Raw genomic sequence first — 25,594 nt, 5'->3', positions numbered from 1 at the left:
TCGATGGTCTCCGTTCAGTCCGGATGCGGCCCGACCCACTGGTCGATGAGGTGGATGTCGTCGTCGCTCGCCGCCACGAGGCGGTAACCGCTCCAGAACTGGCCGGCGAGAGCCGCCGGCTCATGCCATTGTTCCTGGATGCCGATCTCGATCCGGCGCGCGTTTCCGGCCGTATCGGGCAGGGTGAAGACCACCTGGCGAACGAGGCCGGCGAGCGGCGCGCCCGCGCCGATCAGCATGAGGCCACCCACCGACAGGTTGCCCAACTGCCCCACGACCTGGTCACGGAACACGTCCATGACGGGAATGGGCAAGGTGGCCCGCTTGCGGGGGGCGCGGCGTTGCTCGTTGGGCGTGGTCATCCGTGCCCCACCTGGCGTCCGCCGTCGTCGGTGCCGCGATCGCGGCGCAGGTTGCGGGTGACCGCGCGCCAGGCGCGATCGATCATCGACAGGCGCTGCTCTTTCCATTCCCAGGCATCGCCCGCGGCGATGAGGCCGGCGAGGCGGGTCAGGTCGATGTCCTCGATGCGCGTGCCGCGTGCGGTCACGAACAGGCAATGACCCGTGGCGGGCGAGAACCAGGCCAGCTTGCGTCGCGCCGTGCCGCCGTCCGCCTTGCGAAATTCGAACCAGGTGCCGAACCGCAACTGCGCGAACCCCGCGTGGACGGCCTGAGCCGCGGGGTCCAGGGGCGTCGGTTCGACCGCCGGGCGCGGTTCGCCGTGGGCGGTGCCTTCGCCCAGGCGTGGGCGTTGCTTGAGGCGCAATGCCACGTCGGTGGCCGTCGGCGCGGCATCGCTTTCCGGTCCGTCGAACACGCCCGCCGCCACCTGGGAGGCTTCGACCGGGTGCATGCCGAGGTGTTCGAGACCGCGCTCGATGTCCTGGCGCAACCTGGCCATGTCGCCGACCGGACGGCGGCCGAGCAGTTGATCGGTGACGCCGAGGCACTGCAGGAAGGCCTCGCCGTTCTCGCCGCCGCGCAGGATGTGCAGGGCGAGCACGTCGGCCCAGGTGCGCTCGAGCAGGATGCGCAGCACGCCGCGCGCGGCGGGCTGGCCGACCAGCCGTTCGGTCATGAGTTCGGCGGCGCGTCGGCGTGCGCGCTCGAGCTTGTCGCGGCCGTCCATCGCCTCGATCTGGCGGCGCTCCGCCACGTGCGCCTTGCGGGCGAGATGGGCGATCTGCCGCTCGATGCCGGCACGCCACGCCGGGTCCACCACCTGGGCCTGCCCCGCCTCGAGCACGATGCGCTCGAGCTGGTCGAGCAAGGCGGCGTCAGGTTCGCCGTCGGCGGGATCCAGCCACGTACGGGCGGCCTCGCCGACGGTTTCCAGCAGCGCACGGGCGGGATGCGAGGGCTCGTCGAAGAAACCGCGATCGTTCATCGCCGCGCGCAGCATCGGCCATTGCAGTCCGCCCAGCAGCGATCGTCCCCGGCCGGCCGCGCCGAGTTCGCCGGCCAGGCTCTCGAAGAGCATGGCGGTGAGGGTGACCGTGTCGTCCTGTTCGGCCGAGAGTTCCGCCGGCGGCGAACCGCGTGGGCGGCCGCGCTCGAGTTGCGCCAGCAGCTCTTCGCGCAACGCGTGGGCGCTGCGGATCTCTCGCCGGGCGGCATCGGTCACGTCGGCGACGTGGCCCTGCAAGGCGTGTAGGGCGGTCTGCAATTCCTGGTCGCTGGCCAGCCGCGGTGCCGGGCCCGTGCCGCGGACGTGTCCCGCGCGTCCGGCGAGCAAGGCACGCAGGCCTTCGAGCACGCCGATATGGTCTTCGGTGGTGCGCGTGTCCGGCGGCGCGGCCGGTTCGCGTGGCGGCACCGGATGGTTCAGCCGCACGTTGGGAAACACGCGGAACCCCGGGAGGATGCCGTGCGTGCGGTAATGATCGTTGAGCGCGGTATAGAAGGTATCCACCGGCGCGAAGACGTGCGTGTCCACCGCCTTGAAGAGCAGGAGCATGTGCGCCGGCTCCAGCGGTATCGGTCGCGCGGCGTCTTCCAGTGCGGCGGCGAGCACGCGCGGTCCCACCGGCAGGCCGTCGGCTTCCAGCGGCGCGCTGCCGGCCAGTACCGCCATGCGGTATCCCAGCTCGAAGAGGCTGGCGGCACTGCGCGATTCCGCGCGGGCGGCCATGCTCGCCAGCGCGTCCGTGCGCTCCTGTTCGCCCGGATCGACCAGGCTCAGGGCCGCATGGCCACCGTCGGACGGCTCGCGGGGGAGTGCTTCGCCGAAGTGGCGAAAGCGCTGGGTGAGAAACGCGGCGAAGCGCTGACGGAAACCGGCGCCTTCGCGTTCGGCGATGACGCGGCCATCGAAGCACGCCTGTTGCTCGAGATGATTGCGGCTGCTTTCGGCGGCGGTGAACAGGCGGCCGTCGAGATCGCGCAAGGCATGGCGCAGCGGTGCGTCGAGCCAGGTGAGGCACAGCGACAGTCCCTGCTGCGCTTCGCGTTCGGCACGCGGCGATAGGGAGACGGGTTGCGTACCCATCCGGCCTTGCGTCGGCGGCGTGCCTGGATTCATCGATGATGGGTCCTCCCCTAACCCGGGATCGAGTGTAGGAGGCGCCGCGTGTGCCCCGCCAGCCGCCGGACGGTGGGATTTCGGCTAGGGCGAATGGCCTAGGTCGGTGCGTTTTCGCGAGTGCCTTCGCCGATGCGATCGGCTCCCACCCTTCGGTAGGGCGGTTATCGCGAGATCGCTACCGAACCTGCGGAGCTAATCCATGAAGGCTTCGATGACGTCGTTCAGGAACCGCTGCCCCCGTTCCGTCGTGCGCAGCGTCGCCGGATCGTCCACCACCCATCCCTTGGCGATGCAGGCGGTCATGGCGGGCGCGATACGCTCCAGCCCCAACCCCGTCCGCTCGGTGAAATCCCCCATCGGCACGCCGTCGATCAACCGCAGCGCGTTCAACATGTACTCGAACGGCAGGTCGGCGGCCTCGATGCGGCTGTCGCCGCCAATGCGCGACGACTGGCCGGCCTGGGCCAGGAATGCGGCCGGCAGGCGCGTTTTCCAGCGCCGCCGCACGCCGTCGGCATCGCTGATCTTTCCGTGGGCACCCGCGCCGGTGCCCAGATAGTCGCCGAAACGCCAGTAATTGAGGTTGTGTTCGCAGCGCCGGCCGCCCTGGGCGTATGCCGAGACCTCGTATTGCCCGTAACCGGCCTCGGCCAGCCGCGCCTGGCAGGCTTCCTGGATCGCCCAGGCCGAATCGTCGTCGGGCAGTGGCGGCGGATTGGCCGCAAACGCCGTATTCGGTTCCAGGGTGAGCTGGTAATGCGATACGTGCGTCGGTGCGAGCGCCACGGCCTGCTCGACATCGGCGATGGCACCCTCGAGCGTCTGGGTGGGCAGCGCGTACATCAGGTCGATGTTGATGTTGTCGATGCCGGCGTCCTGCGCCTGGCGCACGGCGTCGGCCGCCTCGTGAGCGGAATGGATGCGGCCCAGACGGTGCAGCTTGTCGTTGTCGAAGCTCTGCACGCCGAACGAGATGCGATTGATCCCGGCGGCGAGGTAGCCGTCGAAACGGCCGTGTTCCACCGTGCCCGGATTGGTTTCCAGCGTGATTTCCGCACCGCTTTGGAAAGGCAGCCGTTCGCGCGCGCCGTCGAGGAAGCGACCGACGAGTTCGGGCGAGAACAGGCTCGGCGTGCCGCCGCCGAAGAACACGCTGTGGATGGCGCGGCCGTGGATCGCCTCGCTGAAATCCCGTAGGTCGCCGTCGAGATCGGCGAGCAAGGCATCCACGTAGGCCGCGTAGTCGGGCGTGCCGCGCACGCCATGCGAGTTGAAGTCGCAGTACGGGCATTTGCGCACGCACCAGGGCATGTGCACGTACAAAGACAGCGGCGGCGGGACCAGGCTCATGCCAGTTCGGACAGGCGCGCCTTCAGCACGGCCAGTGCCTGGCCGCGATGGCTCAGGCGGTTTTTCAGTTCGGCGTCGAGTTCGGCCGCGCCCAGGTCGGAGCCGTCGGGAAGGAACAGCGGGTCGTAACCGAAACCGCCCGTGCCACGCGGCGCCTCGAGAATGCGCCCATGCCAGCGCCCTTCGGCGATCAGCGGCGCCGGATCGTCGGCATGGCGCAGCCACACGAGCACCGCGATGAAATAAGCCGTGCGTTTCTCCGCCGGCACGCCGTCGAGTTCGCGCAGGAGCTTCGCGTTGTTGGCGGCGTTGTCGCCGTGCACGCCCGCGTAGCGCGCGGCGTACAGGCCCGGCGCACCGCCGAGCGCATCGACGCAGATGCCCGAATCGTCGGCCAGCGCGGGCAGGCCGGTGGCACGCGCGGCGTGGCGCGCCTTGATGAGGGCGTTCTCGACGAAGGTGAGGCCGGTCTCGTCGGCATCGCCCACGCCCAACGCCGTCTGCGGCACCAGTTCGATGTCGCTGCCGGCCAGCAGTTGCCACAGTTCGGCCACCTTGCCGGCGTTGCCCGAGGCCAGGACGGTGCGCATCACGCGCCCTCCGAGAATTCCGGCGCGTAGTCGACGCGGCCGCGATAGCCGGCGAGCCCGTCGATGGTCAGCGGCAGCACCTGGAAGGCGTTGCCGCCTTCGAACGCGTCGCTGAGATCGTGAGCCGACGCCTTCTGGAAGCCGAAACCGGCGTAGTAGGCCGGCGAACCCAGCACGAATACCGCGCGCGCGTCGGCGACGAAGCAGGCGCCGATGCCTTCTTCGATGAGCTCGTGGCCGACGCCCCGGCGCTGGTGGTCGGGATGCACGGCGACCGGCGCGAGGCCCAGCGCCTTGCCGTCGTCGCCCTGCTCGATGGTCACGGGCGAAAACAGCACATGGCCGATCACCGTGTCGTCCTCGTCCACCGCCACGAGCGACACGCTGGCCTTGCCCGCCTCGACCAGCCGCCGCACCAGGCCGCCTTCCGCCGGGCGGCCGAAGGCGGCTTCGTGCACGGCGACGATGGCGTCGAGGTCGTCCGCGGTGGCGGCGCGTACGTCGCTCATGCGCCGACGCCCAGGGAAGCGCGCTGCGCGGCCACGAGTTCGTCGATGCCCTTGGCGGCGAGTTCGAGCATGGCGTTCATCTCGTCGCGGCGGAAGGCGTGGCCCTCGGCCGTACCCTGCACCTCGATGAAGCCGCCGCCGTCGTTCATCACCACGTTCATGTCGGTGTCGCAGTTCGAGTCCTCGGCGTAGTCGAGGTCGAGCACCGGCATGCCCTTGTAGACGCCCACCGATACCGCGGCCACCGCGCCGAGGATGGGATTGCGCTTGACCAGCTTGCGCTCGGTGAGGGTGGCCACGGCATCGACCAGCGCCACGTAGGCACCGGTGATGGCGGCCGTGCGCGTGCCGCCGTCGGCCTGGATCACGTCGCAGTCGAGGGTGATCACGCGCTCGCCCAGGGCGGCGCGATCGACGCAGGCGCGCAGCGAGCGGCCGATGAGGCGCTGGATTTCCATCGTGCGACCGCCCTGGCCGCCGCGCGCAGCCTCGCGCTGGGTGCGGTCGCTGGTGGCGCGCGGCAGCATGCCGTATTCGGCCGTGACCCAGCCCTCGCCCTTGCCGCGCAACCACGGCGGCACGCGCTCTTCGACCGAGGCGGTGCAAAGCACGCGGGTGTCCCCGAAGCTCACCAGGACGGAGCCCTCGGCGTGGCGGGTGTAGTGGCGTTCGATGCTGACGGTGCGCAACTGGTCGGCGGCACGGCCGCTCGGACGGGAGAAAGACATGGGCAGGCCTGATTTGGGCGCGGGCGGTGGGTCAGTTTACCATTGCCCCTCTTGTTTCCGCGCGAGCGATGCCTCCCATGATCCGCAGCATGACCGCCTATGCCTCCGCCGAGAGCGCGGGTCCCTTCGGCACGCTTACCTGCGAGCTGCGCACCGTCAACCACCGTTACCTCGAAATCAGCCCGCGCATGCCGGACGACCTGCGCAACGCGGAAGGCCTCCTGCGCGAGCGCATCGCCACGCGGCTGTCGCGCGGCAAGGTCGACGTGACGGTACGCCTGCGGAGCGAAAACGGCACGGCCGATGGCCTGCGCGTCAACGGAAGCATGCTTTCGCGCCTTTCCGAGCTGGCGCTCGACCTCGAGCAGCGCTTCCCGCGCATGTCCATCGAGTTCACCGAACTGCTGCGCTTCCCCGGTGTGCTGCAGCAGCCCGAAGCCGACACCGAGACCCTGCAGGCCTCCCTCCTCGACGTGCTCGACCGCGCGCTCGACGCATTGGCCGATACGCGCGGCCGCGAAGGCGCCAAGCTCGGCGAGATCCTGCGCGATCGCCTGGACGGCATCGAAGCCATCGTGGGCGACGTGCGCGGCTGGCTGCCGGAGATCCGCGCCGCGCTGCGCGCCCGCCTGGAATCGCGCCTGGCCGACATCCGCCAGCCGGTGGAGCCGGGCCGCCTGGAACAGGAACTCGTGCTCCAGATCACCCGCATCGACGTCGACGAGGAACTCGACCGGCTCGCCACCCACATCGCCGAAGCCCGCCGCGTGCTCGCGCTGAAGGAACCGGTGGGCCGCCGCCTCGATTTCCTCATGCAGGAGTTCAACCGCGAGGCGAACACGCTGGGATCGAAGTCGGTGGACTCGCGCACGACCAACGCGGCCGTGGAGCTGAAGGTGCTGATCGAGCAGATGCGCGAGCAGGTGCAGAACATCGAGTGATGCCCACGGCCGTGGCCGTACCCGTGGATACGCCTTCTCGCCGACTCGGGCGGCGGGTGAAGTGGTGCGTCGCTCAGTCGTGCTGCCAGCTCTTGTAGACGAACTCGATGCTGTAGCCGTCCGGGTCGAGCACGTTGGCCGCGTAGTAGCGCGGATCGTAGTACGTGCGTGCCCCGGGTGCGCCGTTGTCCCGCGCGCCGGCCTCGATGGCCGCGGCGTAGGCGGCATCCACGGTCGCCACGCTATCGGCGACGAAGCCGACGTGCACGGCGCGCCCGTCGGTTGCGCCTTGGCGAAGCCAGAAGAACATCCGGCCGCCGGCCCCGAATCCTTTCAGGTCGGGGTGACCCGCGGGGCCACTGCTGCCGTCATAGTCGTGCAGGTTCGCGATGCCCAGTGGTTCGAGCGCACGTCGGTAGAAGCCGACCGAGCGATCGAGGTCGCGCACCGAAAGAAAGATATGGTCGAGCATGTCGATCTCCCCGGGTTCAGATGATGTAGCCGCCGCTGACGTCGATGGTCTGGGCATTGACCCAGGCACCGTCGTCGCCGAGCAGCGTAGCGATGACACGGGCGACGTCATCGGGCTCGCCGATGCGGCCAAGGGCGGTCTGTCCGGCCAGCAGGCTCTCGAATTCCGGGGTGATGCCGCCGCCCAGCTCCGTGCGAACGGCGCCCAGCGACACCGCGTTCGCACGAATGCCACGCTCTCCGAATTCCTTGGCCATGTAGCGGGTAAGTACGTCCAGGCCGCCCTTGAACGAGGCGTAGGGAGCCACGCCGGCGAACGCGGCCCGCGTCGTCGCGCTCGTGACGTTGACGATGCACGACCCACGGCCCATGAGCGGAAGCAGGCGCTGGGTGAGGAAGAACGGGCCCTTGAGGTGCACGTCGAACAGCCCGTCGAACTCGGCTTCCTCCACGGCTTCGATGGGCTTGAAGATGCCGTAGCCGGCGTTGTTGACCAGTCCGGCCAGGTCGCTACCGTTCCATGCATCCGCGAGTTGCGCTTCCACGCTTTGGCGAAACGCGTGGAACGTTGCGACGTTGCCGACGTCCAGCGGCAGGGCGGCCGCGCGGCCGCCTTCGCGTTCGATCCGGGCCACGACGTCGGTCGCGGCGGCCGGGTTGCTGAGATAGGTGAGGATGACGGCATAGCCGCGGCGGGCACATTCTCGCGCCGTGCTGGCACCGATGCCGCGGCTTCCGCCGGTGATGACGATGGCTTTCATGAGAACACCTCGGGTTGAGAGGCCTCCACCTTAGGAAAGCCGCCCTTGCGACACCTGCCGATTCGGGGCGAAGATCTGCCCGATCCTGCTTTTCGGCTTGCGCGCCCTCGGGCCATGGCGTTTCATGTCGCCCATGAACGCCCCGCTGATCGAACTGCGCCGCCTGGCAAGGCACGCGAGAAATGCCCGCACGGAGACCGGCATCCCGCGTGTTGCCATGGTCCAGGGCAAGATTCCCGAGCATGCCCTGGCGGCGGTCTACGATCCGATGATCAACCTGATCCTGCAGGGCGGGAAGACGATGACGGTGGGCGAGCGTACGTTGCACTACGACCCGGCCACCTACTTCGTCATGACGGTGGACCTGCCGGCGGTCGGCGCCGTCCACGGCGCCCGGGACGGCAGCCCCTATCTCGCGGTCAGCCTCACGCTGGATGCGAACGTCATCGCGAACCTGCTGCACGACGTCGGTCCGGACAGCGCAGCGTTACCGCCGTCGCATGGCCGCGGGTCCGCCTTTTCGGTCGCCGGCGTCACGCCCGAATTCATGGACGCCTGGGTTCGCATGCTCTCGTTGATGGAGCGGCCTTCCGAGATCGCGGCGCTCGCGCCGGCGTACGAGCGCGAAATCCTGTTTCGCGTGTTGCAGGGCCCGCATGGCGGCCTGTTGCGCGACATCGCGACGCCCGACTCGGCGCTGGCCCGTTTACGTACCGCGATCCGGTGGATTCGCGAGAACTATGCGAAACCGTTGCGCATCGCCACGCTGGCGGAAAACGTGGCAATGAGCGAATCGGCCTTCCACCGTCACTTCAAGGCCGCGACGGCGCTCAGTCCCCTGCAATACCAGAAGCAGTTGCGCCTCATGCGGGCAAGACAGCTTCTCATCGCGGACGGCGCGAGCGTGACCGCCGCCGCACTCGACGTGGGTTACGAAAGCGCCACGCAGTTCAGCAGGGAATACGCGAGGGCCTTCGGCATGGCCCCGTCGAAGGATGCGGCGAGGATCGTCAGGGCGTTTCGGAACCCGGCCGCACCGTCCCGATGATCCATGGATGGTCCGGTGGACCGCGCGAGGTCAGGTCGGCCAGCGGGGGAAGCATTTGGCCAGCCAATGGTCGGCGCTGGTGTAACGACCGGCGCCGTAGTTTTCCATGGGTCCATGCTTTTTTGGTATCGCTTCTCGCGCCGTTAGGCTTTCCTGTCCCATGCCAGGGGTGACGCCCCGCGACGGCAGGCGTCGCGGGGCGGGTCAGGCGGACGGAGCGGACGTCTCCGTAAGCGACGTGGCAGCCACCTGCTGCTCCCATCGCTCCGCCATGGCCGTCATGCCCTTCTGCAGGAAGCGCACGAAGTTCACCGTCACCTCGCTCACCGCGCGGCTGGACAGCGTGAGGGCGTGCAGCGTGCGTGGCAGCTGCTCGAAGTTTTCCAGGATCGTGCGCAGGCGGCCGGAGCCGAGGTCGTCGGCCACCATGTAGAGCGGCAGTTGCGCGAAGCCCACGCCGGCGCGCGCCGCCGAAAGCAGGGCGCCGAGGTCCGCCGAGGCCATGCGGCCGTTGCGGCGATGGGGTGCCATCCCGTGGAACGCCCAGTACCCCGACGTGCCGTTGGCATAACTCAGGCAGTGTTCGTCATCCAGTGCGCCGGGGTGTTTCGGGGTGCCGATGCGGCGCACGAGGTCGGGGCTGCCCACCGTCACCATGCGAACGGTGCCGAGGGAGCGGGCCACGATGTCGCCGCTGTCGGGCAGCGTTTCGCGCAGGCTGAGGATCACGTCGGCCTGCTGGCGCAACAAGGCATCCAGATCGTGGCCGCCGGTACTCACCGCGAGGCGGATGCGAGGGTGGGTGGCGGCGAAGCCGGGCGCCAGCTCGGCCACCATCGGCGACACCAGGCCTTCGGCCTCGATGCGCACGAGCCCGCGGGTAGGATCCTGCGATATCGCCGCCTGCTCGGCCGCGACGGCGGCCTCGCACATGGCCGACGCGTGCCGGTACACGCGCTCGCCCGTGGCGGTGAGCGCGAATTGCCGCGCGTTGCGATGGAGCAGCCGCGCGCCCAGGCGTTGCTCCAGTGCGATGAGGCGACGGCTCAGCAGCGAACGCGTCGTGCCCATGCGTGTGGCGGCGGCGGAAAAACCGCCTGCTTCGATGACCTGCACGAAGAGGTACAGGTCGCCGAGATTGTTGATTCGATCCATGGGTTGCTTCGTTGGAATCCGTCGCCCTGCCTGGGGCCAGTCTATGGTCAGGCGGTGAGGGCGTCTTTTGGCTGTACGGCCAATTCCTTTGCCGGAGCGGAAAACCTATAATGCAGCCGAAAACGCGTCGGTCCCGTCAAGGGCACGTCGCGACCGCAGGGGGTCCGATTTCATGTCCGCTCAGAATGCCCACATTCTGGTGATCGACGATGCGCCGGAAGACATCCGCGAACTGCTGGTGGCCCTCCGGGCCCAGCCGTGGCGGATCACCCTCGCCACCACGGCGGAGCAGGGCTACCGTCGCACCCAGCTGCTCGCTCCGGACCTGATCCTGCTCGACGTGCGTATGCCGGGCATGGATGGATTCGCGCTGTGCCGTCTCCTGCAGGAACTGCCGCGCGCGCAGGAAACACCGATCCTCTTCCTGACCTCGGCCGCCAGCGCGGAAGAGCGCCTCGAAGGCCTGAACCACGGCGCCGTCGACTACATATTGAAGAGCTGCGAACCGGCCGAGCTGCTGGCCCGCGTCGGCATCCACCTGCGGCTGTCGCGTCGTGCGCCGGAGCCCGCGCCGGCCACCGACGTCTCGTCCACGCGCGACGAGGTCACGCTGCGCGCCGCGATGCGGCTGATCGGCCAGCGGCTGGCCGAATCGTTCACGCTGGAACAGATCGCCGCCGACGTGGGCACGTACGACAAGCGCCTCTCGGCGATCTTCCGCCAGCGACTGGGCCTGACCGTGTTCGCCTGGATTCGCGAAGAACGTCTGCGCCGGAGTCGCGAACTGCTGGCCGATACCTCGCTGGGCATGCAGGAGATCGCCGAGACCATCGGTTTCCGCAGCGCATGCAATTTCACCACCGCCTTTCGCGAACGCCTGGGCGTGACGCCCAGCCAGTACCGCAAAGCCGCCCGTGTCGGTTAGGCGGCTCCTGGCGGCGTGCTTCGTCGCCGCCGTCGCCGCCTGGCTGGCGCCGCTGCGCGCCGCCGCGGTGCAGTTGCCGCTCACGGTCTACGACCAGGCCAGCGGCCTGACCAGTCTCTCCGTGGTGCGCCTTCTCGACGACCACGAGGGCTTTCTCTGGGCCGGCACCGAGAAAGGCCTCTATCGCTTCGACGGCCTCGGCTTCAATCCGGTCGGCGCCTCGCGCGGCTTTCAGACGTCCGAAGTGGTCGGCCTTGCCGAGGACGCCGACGGCCACGTGTGGGTGGCCTCCCGCGCGGGGCTCCAACGGCGCGGGGACGACGGCAACTTCACCTGGGTCAAGCCCGGTGGCAGGACGGTGCTGGCCGATCGCGGCCAGACGCTGGCCGCCGACGATCATGGCGGCATGCTCGTGGTGAGCGGGCATCGATTGCTGCGTCTGGCGCGGGATGCCGCCGGACACTGGACCTCGGCCCCCTTGCTCGCCGAGGCGCCGGCCCCGGACGACATCGCGGCGGTGCTCCATCGCAACGGCACCACGTGGTTCGGCTGCGGCCCCGCCCTGTGCCGCCTGCGCAACGGCGTGCTCAACCGGTTCGGCACCGGCCAGGGCGTGCCGGCCGACCGCTGGCTGGGCATCCTCGCCTCGCGCGACGGCAGCCTGTGGGTACGCGGCATCCGTCACGTGCTGCGCCTGGCGCCCAATGCCACCGGCTTCGCCGCCCACGACATTCCGGGGGGACACATGGAGGTGGCGGCCTCCAGCATCGACATCGTCGAGGATCGCGCCGGCCGCATCCTCACCCGCACCGACAACGGCGTGGCGCGTTGGGACGGCGCCCGATGGGACGTTTTCGACACCGGCAGCGGGCTACCCGACGTGGGCGTCTCGTCGATGGTCGCCGACCGGGACGGCATGATCTGGATGGGTACTTACGGCCGTGGCGTCTTCTATTGGAGCAGCGCCGACGCGGTGGAGAACTGGACCTCGGCGCAAGGCCTCAGCGGCAGCCTCGTCTGGTCGATCGCCCGCGGCGAGGGATCCTCGGTGTGGGTGGCGGGTGAAGCCGGCGGCGAAGTCGTCGAGCCGAGCGACGGTCGCGCGCATCGCCTGTCCCTGTCGGTCGCGCCACCGTACCAGGCGCATGCGGTCATCGCCGACGGCAAGGGCTCGATCTGGTACTTCCTCTTCGACGGGCGCGTGCTTCGCCACGAGGTCGCCGGCGGACGCACCACCGTCGTGGCGACCTTGCCCTATCTGGTGCGCGGCGCGTTCCGCGACCGCGACGGGCGCTTCTGGGCATACACGCTCGGCGGTCTCTATGAGGTGGACGTCACCGCCGGACAGGCGGTGCGCGCGGCGCCCGAGCTCATTCCCGCGACGATGTGCTCGGACATGGCCGAAGACGGCGATGGCCGCCTGTGGGTCGCGTGCAGTTCCGGCCTCTATAGGCACAACGCCCGCGGCTGGGCACGCGTCCGCGTGTCGCCGGACGAATCCGCCGGCGGTTACGAGAACGTGGCGGTCACGCCGGACGGGCGTCTATGGCTGAGTTCGCTCCAGCCCGGTCTGCTGGAGGGCCGCACGGGCGACGCCGATGCGATCACCGCGGCACCGGTGTCCGACCCGCTGCTCATGGACACGCGCTTCTACTTCCTGCGCGCCGACCGTCGCGGCCGCCTGTGGGCGGGCGGCGGCAACGGCGTGGACGTGCTCGACCACGGCCAGTGGGTGCGCCTGTCGATGCGTGACGGCCTGCTCTGGGACGAGACCAACCACGGCGCGTTCTTCGCCGACGCCGACGGCACGGTATGGATCGGCGCGCCGGTGGGCCTCACGCATGTGCTGGACCCGGACCAGCTGCTCGCGTCGCGACGCATCGTGCCGGTGCTGCTCGCCGCGCGTTACGGCGATGCCGACGTGGACGGAGCCGCCGCCTTGCCCTTCCGCGACGCGGCCGCCTTCACGCTGCGGTTCGGCGTGTCCGGCAACAGCGCGGGCCATCCGGTGCGTTTTCGCTACCATCTTTCCGGTATCGACGACGGCTGGGTGGAAACCGCCCAGCGCGACATACGTTACGCGTCGCTGCCGTCGGGTCATTACCGTTTCGAGGTCCAGGCCATCGACGTGAACCGGCGCGCGCGTTCGGAGCCCGTCGCGCTGGCGTTCACCGTATCGCCGCCGTGGTGGCTCACGCCCTGGGCCTACGTGGGCGAGGCGTTGCTGGTGCTGGCCGTGATCGCCCTGGCCTGGCGCTGGCGCATGCGCATGCTGATCGCCCACGCGCAACGCCTGGAAGGCATCGTGCAGACGCGCACGGCGGAGCTGCGCCAGTCGCTGCAATCCCGGCGCATGCTGCTCGCGCACGTGGGCCACGACCTGCGCGCGCCCCTGGGCGCCATCATGAACGCGGTGCGCCAGTGGCGCGCCGGCAGCACCGCGCGTGATTACCCCGAGGTCATCGAGCGGCAGGTGCGCCAGCAAATGGCGCTGATCGACGACCTGCTGGAATTCTCGCGCGGCGAACTGGCCGAACTGCGGCTCGAGCCCGTGCCGGGTTACCTGCACGGCTTCCTCCATGACGTGGGCGAGCAGGCGGCGTTGCTGGTCGAGCGCCATGGCAACCGTTTCGAGTGCCGCTTCGACGATCGCCTGCCGGCCGTGGTGGTGGCCGACTTCCATCGCCTGCGCCAGGTCTTGCTGAACCTGCTGGGCAATGCCGCGAAGTTCACCCACGACGGCGTCGTGGTGTTCCGCGCCGACGCGGTGCCGGAGCGCGGCGGGCACGTCAGGCTCGTCTTCACCGTCGAGGACACGGGCATCGGTTTCGATCCGGAAGCGCTGCAGTCGCTCCAGCAGCCCTTCGCGCGCGGGGACAACGTCGCGCAGCACGAAGGCAGTGGCCTGGGCCTGTCCATCGTCGTGCAGTTGCTCCAGCACATGGGGGCGCACCTCGAGGCCGAGCCGGGCTCGTCGTCGGGCAGCCGTTTCACCTTCGCGGTGGAGTTCCCGCTGGCGGACGAGAACGACCTCGAAGCCGAGTTGGCGCCCGGCGGCGACGTGGGCGAGGTGGACGGCGACGGCCTGACGGTGCTGGTGGTCGAGCCGCATGCTCCCACCCGCGCGGTGCTGTGCGACCTGCTCGACGGCTACGGCTTCCAGAGCGTGGCCGTCGCCGATGCGACCGCGGCCATGGACGCCTTCCATCGCGAGGCCCCCGCGCTCGTGATGACCGAGCAACGCCTCCCCGGGAGCGACGGCTGGCGACTGCTGCACGCCATACGCCTGGCCGACCGGTCGGTACCCGTGCTGCTCCATGCCGCCACGGCGCCCCGGCGCCCGGTGGACGGTACCCTCGACTTCGACGGCGTGCTGCTCAAGCCGGTCACCGCCACCGAATTGATGCGCCGAGTGGTCCGGCTGACGGGCCTCGCGGGCGACGAAACGCGCGTTACATCGGAATATCCGGGCTGATTTCACGCACGGCGGCCGTCCGCCACGGCAAAGGTCATCCTCCCCACGGTCCCCCGCCGGACCGTCGAGGCCTTTGCCGGAGCGCCCGTTCGTCATGCCCGACGTGACGTAAGTTCCCATGAAACCGGCTTCCCCGTTTCATCGCTGAAACATAGGATCGCGATCAAGGCTGTGATCGTGATCACAGTTTCACGTCGATTTCGCCTTTCCTGAACGCCTTTGGCTTCGGGACGGCGGCGGTCGGCCCGTGTCGTGTCCGTCCACAGGCAAGGCGACCCATGTCAGGGAACAAGTCCTCGAACCCCTTCCGTCCGCGTACCCACCGCTATGCGCTGGAGCCTCGGCAGATGTACGACGGCGCGGCGGTCGTCGAAGCGAACCGCCACGTCGATGCCGCCCAGACGGCCCAGGACGCGGGCAAGTTCCAGAGTCCGGCCACGGAACAGCCTGGTCAGGCGGCACCGACGCCGCGTGTCGAGGCGCGCGCGTTCGTGGCGGCCGCGTCCACCGATTCGACGGTCACCACCGCGAGCAAGGGGCTGACGGTGGCCGAGCCCAGCTCGCTCAACGCCCCCGGCGCCGACCGCGGCACGCTGAGCGGCTGGACCATCGCCGGCGCGTCCGGCGACCCGGTCACCGTGACCGCCCGGGTCGGCGACGCCACCAAGGGCTCGCTCCTCTCGTCCGGCGGCGGCACCACCAGCGACCAGGGCGCCAGCTATACCTTCAGCGGTACCCGCGCCCAGGCCACCGCGTGGCTCAACCAGCTCACCTTCGTCGCCGCCGACACGGAACTGGGCCTCACCGCCGCCAAGACCACCATCGACGTCACGGTGAACGACGGCCAGGCGCACACGCATTCGCTGGACGTGACCATCACGCCGTCGAACGATCCCGTCTCGGTGGCCGATGCCACCCTGACCGTGCCGGAAGTGGATGCGTCCGGCGGGCGGAGCATCACCGTCATCGGCACGGACACGTTGGCCGCCCACGACCCCGAAGTGGACGTGTCGGGCACGCAGACACCCGAGCAGATCGTCTATAGCGTCACCGGCCTGCCGCAGTACGGCTACCTCACCCTCGACGGCAATCGCCTCGGCGCGGGCTCGATCTTCACCCAGCAGGACGTGATCGACGGCCGCGTGGCCTACGTGCATACCGCCACGGGTGCCGACCAGGACACCGCCGACGGCTTCGATGCCCGCGTGAACGACGGCGCCACGCCGCTGGACCGCTCCGATACCGTGCACGTCACGTTGAACATCACCCCCGTGAACCAGGCGCCGACCATCGGCGGCGAGGGCACGGTCTACGAGGGCCAGCCGGCCAACGCGCACGACACGGGCAACGTCGGCCAGTACATCGTGGCCGATACCGGCGGCGATCCGCAGGACTCGGCGCTCACCGTCACCATCACCTCGCTCACCACGCACGGCACGCTGTACTTCAACGGCGTGGCGGTCACCGTGGGCCAGACGTTCGACTATTCGCAGCGCAACCTGCTCACGTACGGCAACGACGGTGCCGAGAATATCGCCCAGGACAGCTTCGGCGTGAGCGTGAGCGACGAAGGCGGCGGCACCGGCACGAAGGGCACCGGCACCGGCACGATCGTGCTCGACATCGCCGCGGTGGACGACGATCCCGTGTTCGACCGAGGCAGCACGCGCACCGCCACGGTCACCGCCGGTGGCGAGGCGCCCGCGGGCGCCTATGCGGTGACGCTCACCACGCAGATGATCGGCGCGTCCGACGTGGACACGCCGGACCGCAACATCAGCTTCATCACCAGCCAGGCGGGTCTTACCCACGGCTACCTCACGTTGAACGGTCAGCAGCTGAAGGACGGCGCCACGTTCACGATGGACGACGTGCGCAACGGCCGCGTGCAGTACGTGCAGGTCTCCGGCGCCGCCGCGGGCGATCAGGACACCTTCCATTTCCAGGTGGTGGACAACACGACGGCGCTGCGCTGGAACGCCGACGGCAGCACCTTCACCCGCATCGGCGGCGATTACACCGGCGGCACGCCGACCGACACGCTGAACGATTTCGTGTTCACCATCGATCTCGCGCCGACGTCCGCGGGCAACGGCGGCCATCCCGCCGCGCACGATCCGCAGATCGCCGAGAGCGCTTCCGACCACGCCGGCACCGACCAGCAGGGCAGCACCCTGGGCCAACTGGACGAAGGTGGCAACCTCGTCATCCAGGGCACCACCACCGACGGCCAGCCGACCGACGTCGCGCATGCGCCGTTCCTCAGCTACACGGCCACGGGCGTGGACCCCTCGCAGGTGGTCTACACCTTCCTGGGCTTCACCAACGACGCGGGCATCACCACCGTCGCCGGCACGCTGCAGAAGCACGTGGACAACGCGTGGGTGAACGTCGCCGAGTTCGGCACCTTCACCCAGGCCGACCTCGACGCCGGCAACATCCGCTTCCAGCACAACGGCGACAGCGAGAATTTCCACGTCAAGGCCAACTTCTCGGTCAGCGCGGGCCTCATCACGACGCAGAACGGCCAGCCGACGGTGGATACCTGGACGCCGGCGTTCGACATCTACATCCGGCCGACCAACGACCTGCCCACCGTCACCGGTTCGTCGAACACGGTGATCGCCGAAGGCGAGACGGCCTACATCACGCGCGGCCAGCTCGGCCTGGGCGATCCCGACGACGCCACCAGCCAGAGCTGGCTCGAAGGCACGCCCACGCTGCACAACGGCGATCCCAACTTCGCCGACAACAACGACGCCACGGGCGCCAACGCGCTGAAGTTCCTCATCACCAGCCTGCCGCCCGGCGGCAAGCTGCAGTTCTCCACCGACGGTGGCCAGAGCTGGCAGGACGTCACCGTGAATACGCAGCTGGACGCATCCATCATCACCGACAGCGCCGGCACCACGGGCCTGCGTTTCGTCAGCAACGGCTCGGAAGTGCGCAGCGCCAGCTTCACCGTCGAGGCGCAGGATCGCTGGGGCGATCGCTCGGCAAGCCCGGCCACCGTCACCATCCAGATCACCAACGTCAACGACGCACCGCAGATCGCGAAGGATCCGACGCAGGCCGATCCGGTGGTGCCGTCCGATTCCGTGAACCAGATCGGCGGGCAGCCGGTCAACGTACCGCTCACCTTGCCCGAGGGCGGCTACGCGCAGATCACCACGGCGATGCTCCAGGCCTATGACCCGGACAGCACCAGTACGCAGGTGCAGTACGTGATCACCAGCGCGCCGCAGCACGGCAGCGTGGCGTTCTCGACCGACGGCGCCAACTTCCACATCCTCGGCAAGGGCTCGTCGTTCACCCAGGCGGACGTGGCGGCGGGACACATCTATTACCTCAACGACGGGACCGAGCCGGCCAGCGCGGGTTACCCCTCGACGCCCGACGATACGTTCGGCTTCACCCTGTCCGACGGCGACAAGGAGCAGACGGGCAACGCGTTCTGGATCTACACCACGCCGACGAACGACGCGCCGGTGGTCAAGGCACCCACGGGGCCCGTCGACATCGACAGCACCGACCCGGCCAACAACAAGGTGCCGGGCTTCAGCGTGTCCGATCCGGATATCACGGACGGCATCGGCGCGGGCGAGACCGACGCCATGCAGGTCACCATTCGCCTGCTCCATGCCGACGGCACCGCGTTCGCCGCGGGCGAGTACACGACCGATGGCGTGGCCATCGGCATCGCCGGCGGTAGCGGCGTGACCATCGACGCCGACAAGGACGGTTCGGGCGACTACCTCGTGTTGACCGGCACGCGCGCACAGATCAACGCCGCGCTGGCGGGCCTGTCCGTCACCTTCGGCAGCGACCTCGACGCGACGTATCAGGTGCAGGTGATCGCCGACGACCGCCTGCGCGACTCGAGCGGCGCGCTCGCGGGCGGCGCCAACGGCGGCCCGGTCAACCAGGCCGACGAGCCGGGCACGGGTAACGGTGCTTCCACCTCGCCGGTGGATACGAACGACTACGACTGGTACGCCGACGACGTGCCGTCCGACAGCGGCAATCTCGCCGCCGCCGCGGTGGACATCCGCGCCTCCAGCGTCAACGAACCGGCGACCATCGGCGGCCCGACCGCCACCGTTCCCGTCTACGAAGACCAGCCGACCCACATCGGTGGCGGCTTCACCGTGAGCGACCCGGAATCGGCCGCGTTCGACACGCCGGTGACGGTGACGCTTTCCGTTCCCAGCGGCACGCTGGGCATCGGCGGCACCGGCGTCCAGACCAGCGCCAGCGGCGCGGGCGGCCAGGCGGTGACCATCGCCGGCGACGGCACGGGCACCCTCGTGCTCACCGGCCGCGCCAGCGACATCGAGGCGTTGCTCAACGACACGACCAATGGCCTGACCTACCTCAGCGCGCGCAACGTCAACCACGACACGAACGGCGGCGACGCCGGCGACGTCACCCTCACCATGAGCCTCGACGACACCGGTTCGCGTATCGGCGGCGACGTGGGCTCGGGCAGCGTCGCCAACAACCCGGCCGACGTGCACGTCGCGCTCGACATCGTGCCGGTCAACGACGCGCCGACCGTGAACGCCGGCGGCGACACCGTGTACCTCAACGGCAGCACGCCGGTGGGCGGTTTCTCGGTGGACGACGTCGATTACACCGACGGCGGCGGCATCGCCGCCGGCGAGCAGGATTTCATGCAGGTGACCGTGCGCGTCACCGACGCCGCCGGCCATGCGCTGGCGGCGTCGAACTACGCCAACATCGTGCTCGGCTCGAGCACGGCGGGCACCTCGGGCGCCACGGTCGACGGCACCTTCGACGGTACCGATTCGGCGCTGGTCATCCGCGGCACGCGCCAGCAGATCAACGACTACCTGGCGGGTCTGGAAGTCTCGATCAGCGGCGCGCTCGCCAACGTCGACCAGGCGTTCCGCGTGGAAGTCGTCGCCGACGACCGCCTGCGCGATCTCGCCTCCGGCGCGCTCGACGGCTCGAACGCCGCCAACGGCGGCAAGAACGACGGCGGCACCGGCACGCAGAACGTGCCCACCACCGAGATCGACCCGTACGCCGACGTGCCGAACGGCCTGGGTCAGAACGTCTCGAAGGGCTCGCGCGACGTCTTCCCGACCTCGATCAACAATCCGACGGCGATCGGCGTCACCGGCGACAACGCGGCCGACGAGAACGCGGGCGACATCTATACGCTCAGCCACGTGACCCTGGCCGATCCCGACGCGGGTACGACGGCCATCAGCGCGACGATCACGTTGCAGGACGGCTTCTCGATTCACGACGTGGCCGGGCATACCGCGTCGGGTACCTACGGCAATATCTCGTTCACGATCTCCGGCGACGGCCGCTCGGTGACCATCACCGGTGCCATCACCGACGTGCAGGCGGCGATCAACAGCGTCGGCATCCGGCTTCCCGCCGCGGTCGCCGGCGACAACAACGCTCACTGGAACGGTACGTTCCAGGTGCAGCTGACGGTGAACGACAACGGCAACCACGGCGACCGCCCCGACCAGGGCACGCTGGACGCCGACCAGGCCCAGAACGAGCAGAACGATACGACCACCGTCGGCGACGAGTACGGCTATGCCGATGGCTCCTCCAGCGCGCTGGTCACCACGCGCGTGATCGACGTGACCGTCAGCGCCGGCACCCAGGTGCAGGAAGCGGGCCTTCACGACGGCAGCGGCCACCAGGGCGTGGACGGCACCGAGACCTTCGCGCTGTTCAACGATCTGTCCAGCGTGACGATCGGCGACCCGGCCGACGGAGCGGGCCATTTCGTTACCCTGCCCCTCGCCCAGCTGCAGGACATCGCGAACGTCGCCATCGCGGACCGCACGATCGCCACCGCCCACGGCACGCTCGTCGTCACGGGGTACGACTCGGCCACCCGCACGCTGACCTATCACTACGAGCTCACCTCGGCGGTGAACCAGCCGGGCGCGACCAGCAGCAACGAAGTCATCGCCATCTCGACGACCGACAGCAAGAACGTCACGGACAACGGCACGCTCACCGTGAACATCGTCGACGATGTGCCGGTCGCGGTGGCCGACCAGAACGACGTGAACGAGAACGGCACGCCGACGACCGGTAACGTCATCGGTAACGGCAGCGTGAACGACAAGGCCGACACCATCGGTGCGGATGCCAATGCCACGCCCGTCACCGGTGTCGCGGCGGGCAATTCGAACGGTGTCGCGGTGAGCGGTCGCGTCGGCACGGTCGTCACCGGTGTCTACGGCCGTCTCACGCTCAACGCCGACGGCAGCTACAGCTACACGGTGAACGACAACGATGCGCGCGTGAACGCGCTCAAGGACGGCCGCACGCTCACCGACGTGTACACCTACACGATCACGGACGGCGACGGCGACCGCGCCACGGCGACGCTTACCATCACCATCCATGGGCATACCGACGGATCGCCCACGGTCACGTCGGTGGACGGCAACGGCGCGGTGGCTGGACAGGCCACGGTCCACGAGTCCGGGCTGGTCGACCACGACGGCACGAACGCGGCCACCGGCACCATCACGCTGACCGCCCCCGACGGCCTGGCCAGCGTCACGGTCGGCAACACCACGCTTTCCCTGTCGAACCTGACGGGGCTGTCGCCGAGCACGCCGCGAACCATCCTCACGCCGAACGGCACGCTCACGCTCACCGGCTTCACGCCGACGGCGACGGTGGGTGGGGTGCCCACGGCGGGTACCCTCAGCTACACCTTCACCCTGACGAGCCCGATCGCGCAGCAGCCCAGTGTCACCGACAGCACGTTGGACGTCGCGTTGCTGGTGACCGACGCAGGCAACGGTACCGCCGCCGGCACGCTCACCATCGACGTCGTCAACGACGTGCCGACGGCGAATGCGGATCACGCCGACATCAACGAGAACGGCACCACCGTGGCCGGCAACGTCGTCGCGGGCGGCGGGACGAACGTCGCCGATCGCGTGGGCGCGGACGCGACCGCCACGCCGGTCTCCGGCGTGGCCGCCGGAAACTCGCAGGGCGCGAACGTGACCGGCAACGTGGGCATCGGCGTCACCGGCACCTACGGCACGCTCACGCTCAACGCCGACGGCAGCTACACCTATGCCATCGACACCGACAACGCCGAACTGAACGCGTTGAAGAACAGCGAAACCCGGACCGATACCTACACCTACACGATCACCGACGCCGACGGCGACACCAGCACCACGACGCTGACCATCACCATCCATGGCCAGACCGACGGCACGCCGTCGGTGACGCCGCACGACGACAACGGTGCCGCGGCCGGGCATGAGACTGTCCACGAGTCGGGGCTGGTCGACCAGGACGGCAGCCAGGTGGTGAGTGGCAACATCGATTTCAGCGCCGGCGACGGGCTCCAGAGCATCACGGTGGGCGGCACCACGTTGAGCCTGGCGCAGCTGGATGCCCTTGCCGCAGGCGGCAAGGTCGTCATCGACACCGACCACGGCAAGCTCGAACTGAACGGGTACGAGGTAAAGACCTCGGTCGGCGGCGTGCCGACGAGCGGCACGCTCAGCTATACCTACACGCTCACCCAGGTCACGGCCGGCAACGGCACCACCGATGACATCCCGTTGGTGGTGAGCGATGCGCACGGCGGCACGCAGGGGCCGCTCACGATCAACATCGTGAACGACACGCCGGCCGCGCACGCCGACAACGCCGACGTGAACGAGGACGGTCCGTCGATCACGGGCAACGTGGTGTCCGGGGCCGGTCCACGCGACGTGGCCGACCGCATCGGTGCGGACACGAACGCCTCGCCGGTCTCCGGCGTCGCCGCCGGCGATTCGCAGGGCGCGAACGTGAACGGCCACGTGGGCACGGGCGTGACCGGCACCTACGGCACCCTCACGCTCAACGCCGACGGCAGCTACGGCTACGTGCTGGACAACACCAACGCGACGGTCAACGCGCTGAAGGACGGCGACACGCTCACCGATACCTATACGTACACCATCACCGACGGCGACGGCGATACCAGCACCACCACGCTCACCATCACCATCCATGGCCACACGGACGGCGCGCCGACGGCCGAACCGCACGACGGCAACGGGGCGGGCAACGGTACCGACGCCGTGGGCGACGCCACCGTATGGGAGTCCGGTCTCACCAGCGACGGTCCGGTGGGGCAGGCCAGCCATGTCTCCGACACCATCGACATCACTGCACCGGACGGCCTGCTGGGCATCGAGATCAACGGCGTCGCGATCACCCGCGCCGAACTCGAAGACCTCGCCCAGGCGCCGAAGACGATCGTCACGTCGAAGGGCACCCTGACGCTCACCGGTTTCGACGAGACCGACTTCGTCGGCGGCGTGCCGACCCGCGGCACGCTGTCGTATACCTACGACCTGGCGGGACCCCTGGTCCAGGTCGCCCCCGACCACGCCAACAGCACCGATACCTTCGCCGTCACCGTTCACGACGTGAGCAACGGCACGGGCACGCGCAACCTCGTGATCGACATCGTCAACGACGCGCCGACCGCGAACGCCGACCGTGCCGACGTGAACGAAGACGGCGGCGTCCCGGTCACCGGCAACGTCGTCACCGGTGGCGGCACGAACGTGGCCGACCGCCTCGGTGCGGACGGCACCGCGACGCCGGTCACCGGCGTCGCCGCCGGCGACGTGGGCAGCGACGTGACCGGCAGCGTGGGCTCGGGTATCGCTGGCCACTACGGCACGCTCACCCTCAACGCCGATGGCAGCTACAGCTATGCGGTGGATGACGCCAACGCGACGGTGAACGGCCTGCGCAACGGCCAGACGCTTACCGATACCTACACCTACACGATCACCGACGCCGACGGCGACACCAGCACCACGACGCTCACCATCACCCTCCACGGACACACCGACGGCGTGCCGACGATCGTGCCGGTGGACGGCAACGGCGGCGTAGACGGGCATGCGACGGTGGCGGAAGCGGGTCTCGTCGACCACGACGGTTCGCAGGCCACGACCGGCACCATCGACCTCACGGCCGACGACGGCCTCGCCGGCATCGTCGTGGGCGGCACGCCGGTTAGCCTGGCCGAGCTGGCCAACCTGTCCACGACGCCCATCACTATCCACACGCCGGACGGCACGCTGGTGCTCACCGGATTCCAGCCGGGCTCCACGGTCGGCGGCGTGCCGACAAGCGGCACGCTCAGCTACACGTACACCCTCGACCACGAGACCTCCACGCCGAACGCCGCGAACGGCCACGACGACGTGGCGCTGAAGGTGATCGACGCGGGCGGCGGCGAGGCGACCGGCACGCTGCGCGTGAACATCGTCGACGACGTACCGACCGCGAACCACGACGACAACGCCATCGACGAAAACACCGCGTCGGTCGGCGGCTCGGTCATCGCCAACGATCGCATCGGCGCCGACGGCACGGCGTCGCCGGTCACGGGCGTGGCGGCAGGCGTGGCCGGCGGTGACGTCGGCGGCCACGTGGGCACCGGCGTCGACGGCACCTACGGCACGCTGACGCTCAACGCCGACGGCAGCTACAGCTACGCGCTGGACAACGCCAACCCCACGGTCAATGCGCTGAAGGACGGCGAGACGTTGACCGATACCTATACCTACACCATCACCGACGCGGACGGCGATACCAGCACCACGACGCTCACCATCACCATCAAGGGCCATACCGACGGCAACCCGGCCATCGCGCCCGCGGGTGGCGCGAACGGCGCGGGCGGTCACGCGAGCGTCGCCGAGTCGGGCCTCGTCGATCATGACGGTTCGCAGACGACGACCGGCGTGATCGACGTCACCGCCGACGACGGCCTGTCCTCGGTCACCGTGGGCGGTACCACGCTCACCGCCGACCAGCTCGCCGCGCTGTCCGGCGGCACGCCCGTGACCGTGCATACGCCGGACGGCACGCTGGTGCTCACCGGCTTCCAGCCGACGTCGACGATGGGTGGCGTACCGACGGCTGGCACGATCAGCTACACGTACACGTTGGACCATCCGACGAACGGTCACGGCGTGACCGACACCATCGCCCTGACCGTCACCGATCGCGGCGGCGACACCACCGCGGGCGCGCTCGTGGTGGACATCGCCAACGACGTGCCGACGGCCCATGACGACAGCGCCACCATCGTGCAGGACGCGGGCCAGACCGCCACGAGCGGCAACGTGTTCACCGGCACGGCCACGCACGTCGGTGCCGACCGCATCGGTGCCGACGGCTCGGCCAATGGGGGCCCGGTCACCGGCGTGGTGTCCGGCAACACCGGCCACGCGGGCAGCATCGGCGGCATCAGCCAGGGCGCGTTCGGCACGCTCGTGCTCAACGCCGACGGTACGTACAGCTACACGCTGGACACCGCGAACCCGACCGTGAGCGCGCTCGACGCCAGCCGCACGCTGACGGAAACCTTCGTCTACACCATCACCGACGCCGACGGCGATACCAGCACGGCGACGCTCACCATCACTATCCACGGCACCACGCCGCCGATGCAGGCGCGCTGGGGCGACCAGATCTTCCCGATCGTCTACCAGCGTCCCGATCGCGACATCCGCCAGGGCTGGGAACCGGGCCTGTTCGTGGTGCCGGAGGTGAACCAGTCGCAGGACGACACGGTGCGCTGGCAGAACCAGTGGGTGACCGGCCGCGGCGGGTTCGCCGTCGATGCCGGGCTGCCGCGGGATCCGTCGAACGTGCAGTTCGTGCTGGACGACGGCGTGGCGTTTTCGCGGAAGGTGCTGGCCGAGGCGCATGCGCGCTCCCGCGTCGCCCTCAACGACTTCGGCCTGGCGTCGAGCCCGCTGTGGGACGACTTCTCGCCCTTCGCGCCGACGCGCGTCGGCCAGCTCGATGCCTATGCGCACGACCGGGGCCACGCGGACGAGCACGAGCGCGAGCATCTGCGTCCGCACGCCACCGCCCACGACGCGCTGCCCGCGCCGGGCAAGCCGGTACCCGCCACCACGGTGCCGCCGCCGGCCTCCACGCCGTCCGGCGCACCGTCGCTCACCGCGCAGATCGCGGCCATGGCCACCTCCGGCGCCGTCCCGCTGGCCCAGGCGCCCGCCGCCCATCCGTCACGTCATTAATCGAATCGGAAAAGAACT

Annotated in this window: 14 protein-coding genes; 5 read left to right on the top strand and 9 right to left on the bottom strand. The window is 69.3% G+C overall.

Annotated features, from left to right (window positions below):
- Window positions 1–14: 14 nt before the first annotated feature.
- The 6 genes from JNG39_RS09275 to rph form a co-directional block, all read right to left on the bottom strand.
- A complete protein-coding gene (locus JNG39_RS09275) occupies window positions 15–362 on the bottom strand; it encodes a PilZ domain-containing protein (protein WP_368310948.1) in 348 nt (115 codons plus the stop codon).
- The gene (locus JNG39_RS09270) at window positions 359–2,524 is read right to left on the bottom strand and encodes a DUF1631 family protein (RefSeq protein ID WP_368310947.1); all 2,166 of its coding nucleotides are present in this window, start codon (window positions 2,522–2,524) and stop codon (window positions 359–361) included. The genes JNG39_RS09275 and JNG39_RS09270 overlap by 4 nt, the downstream gene beginning before the upstream one ends.
- A 195-nt stretch (window positions 2,525–2,719) precedes the next feature.
- Window positions 2,720–3,877, bottom strand: coding sequence for a radical SAM family heme chaperone HemW (gene hemW, locus JNG39_RS09265; RefSeq protein ID WP_368310946.1), 1,158 nt, complete (start codon window positions 3,875–3,877; stop codon window positions 2,720–2,722).
- A complete protein-coding gene (gene rdgB, locus JNG39_RS09260; RefSeq protein ID WP_368310944.1) occupies window positions 3,874–4,467 on the bottom strand; it encodes an RdgB/HAM1 family non-canonical purine NTP pyrophosphatase in 594 nt (197 codons plus the stop codon). Before rdgB ends, hemW begins: the two co-directional genes overlap by 4 nt.
- A complete protein-coding gene (locus JNG39_RS09255) occupies window positions 4,467–4,976 on the bottom strand; it encodes a GNAT family N-acetyltransferase (RefSeq protein ID WP_368310943.1) in 510 nt (169 codons plus the stop codon). Before JNG39_RS09255 ends, rdgB begins: the two co-directional genes overlap by 1 nt.
- On the bottom strand, window positions 4,973–5,704 hold the full coding sequence (gene rph, locus JNG39_RS09250) for a ribonuclease PH (protein WP_368310941.1): 732 nt from the start codon (window positions 5,702–5,704) through the stop codon (window positions 4,973–4,975). The genes JNG39_RS09255 and rph overlap by 4 nt, the downstream gene beginning before the upstream one ends.
- A gap of 77 nt (window positions 5,705–5,781) precedes the next feature.
- On the opposite strand from rph, the gene JNG39_RS09245 reads away from it, so the two are divergent.
- Window positions 5,782–6,645, top strand: a complete 864-nt coding sequence (locus JNG39_RS09245) for a YicC/YloC family endoribonuclease (protein ID WP_247372938.1) — start codon at window positions 5,782–5,784, stop codon at window positions 6,643–6,645.
- Between the two features lie 73 nt (window positions 6,646–6,718).
- On the opposite strand, the gene JNG39_RS09240 is transcribed toward JNG39_RS09245, so the two are convergent.
- Complete coding sequence (locus JNG39_RS09240; RefSeq protein WP_368310939.1) at window positions 6,719–7,117, bottom strand: VOC family protein; 399 nt, start codon at window positions 7,115–7,117, stop codon at window positions 6,719–6,721.
- Between the two features lie 16 nt (window positions 7,118–7,133).
- On the bottom strand, window positions 7,134–7,877 hold the full coding sequence (locus tag JNG39_RS09235; protein WP_368310938.1) for an SDR family NAD(P)-dependent oxidoreductase: 744 nt from the start codon (window positions 7,875–7,877) through the stop codon (window positions 7,134–7,136).
- Between the two features lie 133 nt (window positions 7,878–8,010).
- On the opposite strand from JNG39_RS09235, the gene JNG39_RS09230 reads away from it, so the two are divergent.
- The gene (locus JNG39_RS09230) at window positions 8,011–8,925 is read left to right on the top strand and encodes an AraC family transcriptional regulator N-terminal domain-containing protein (protein WP_368310936.1); all 915 of its coding nucleotides are present in this window, start codon (window positions 8,011–8,013) and stop codon (window positions 8,923–8,925) included.
- 204 nt (window positions 8,926–9,129) lie between these two features.
- Here the strand turns inward: JNG39_RS09230 and JNG39_RS09225 are convergent, their stop codons facing one another.
- On the bottom strand, window positions 9,130–10,080 hold the full coding sequence (locus JNG39_RS09225) for a LysR substrate-binding domain-containing protein (protein WP_368310934.1): 951 nt from the start codon (window positions 10,078–10,080) through the stop codon (window positions 9,130–9,132).
- 172 nt (window positions 10,081–10,252) lie between these two features.
- Between JNG39_RS09225 and JNG39_RS09220 the strand changes: the two genes are divergently transcribed.
- The 3 genes from JNG39_RS09220 (at window position 10,253) to JNG39_RS09210 (ending at window position 25,576) form a co-directional block, all read left to right on the top strand.
- The gene (locus tag JNG39_RS09220) at window positions 10,253–11,005 is read left to right on the top strand and encodes a response regulator (protein ID WP_368310932.1); all 753 of its coding nucleotides are present in this window, start codon (window positions 10,253–10,255) and stop codon (window positions 11,003–11,005) included.
- Window positions 10,995–14,480 (top strand): ATP-binding protein, encoded by a 3,486-nt coding sequence (locus JNG39_RS09215; RefSeq protein WP_368310930.1) that lies wholly within the window; start codon window positions 10,995–10,997, stop codon window positions 14,478–14,480. The genes JNG39_RS09220 and JNG39_RS09215 overlap by 11 nt, the downstream gene beginning before the upstream one ends.
- A 278-nt stretch (window positions 14,481–14,758) precedes the next feature.
- Window positions 14,759–25,576: a VCBS domain-containing protein gene (locus JNG39_RS09210; protein WP_368310928.1), complete on the top strand. Its 10,818-nt coding sequence runs from the start codon at window positions 14,759–14,761 to the stop codon at window positions 25,574–25,576.
- Window positions 25,577–25,594: the final 18 nt, after the last annotated feature.

Source organism: Luteibacter sp. CQ10, from assembly GCF_040900725.1.
Taxonomy (GTDB): Bacteria; Pseudomonadota; Gammaproteobacteria; order Xanthomonadales; family Rhodanobacteraceae; genus Luteibacter.
Note: the sequence above shows the minus strand (reverse complement) of the source record. Positions and strands in the feature narration are given on the sequence as shown.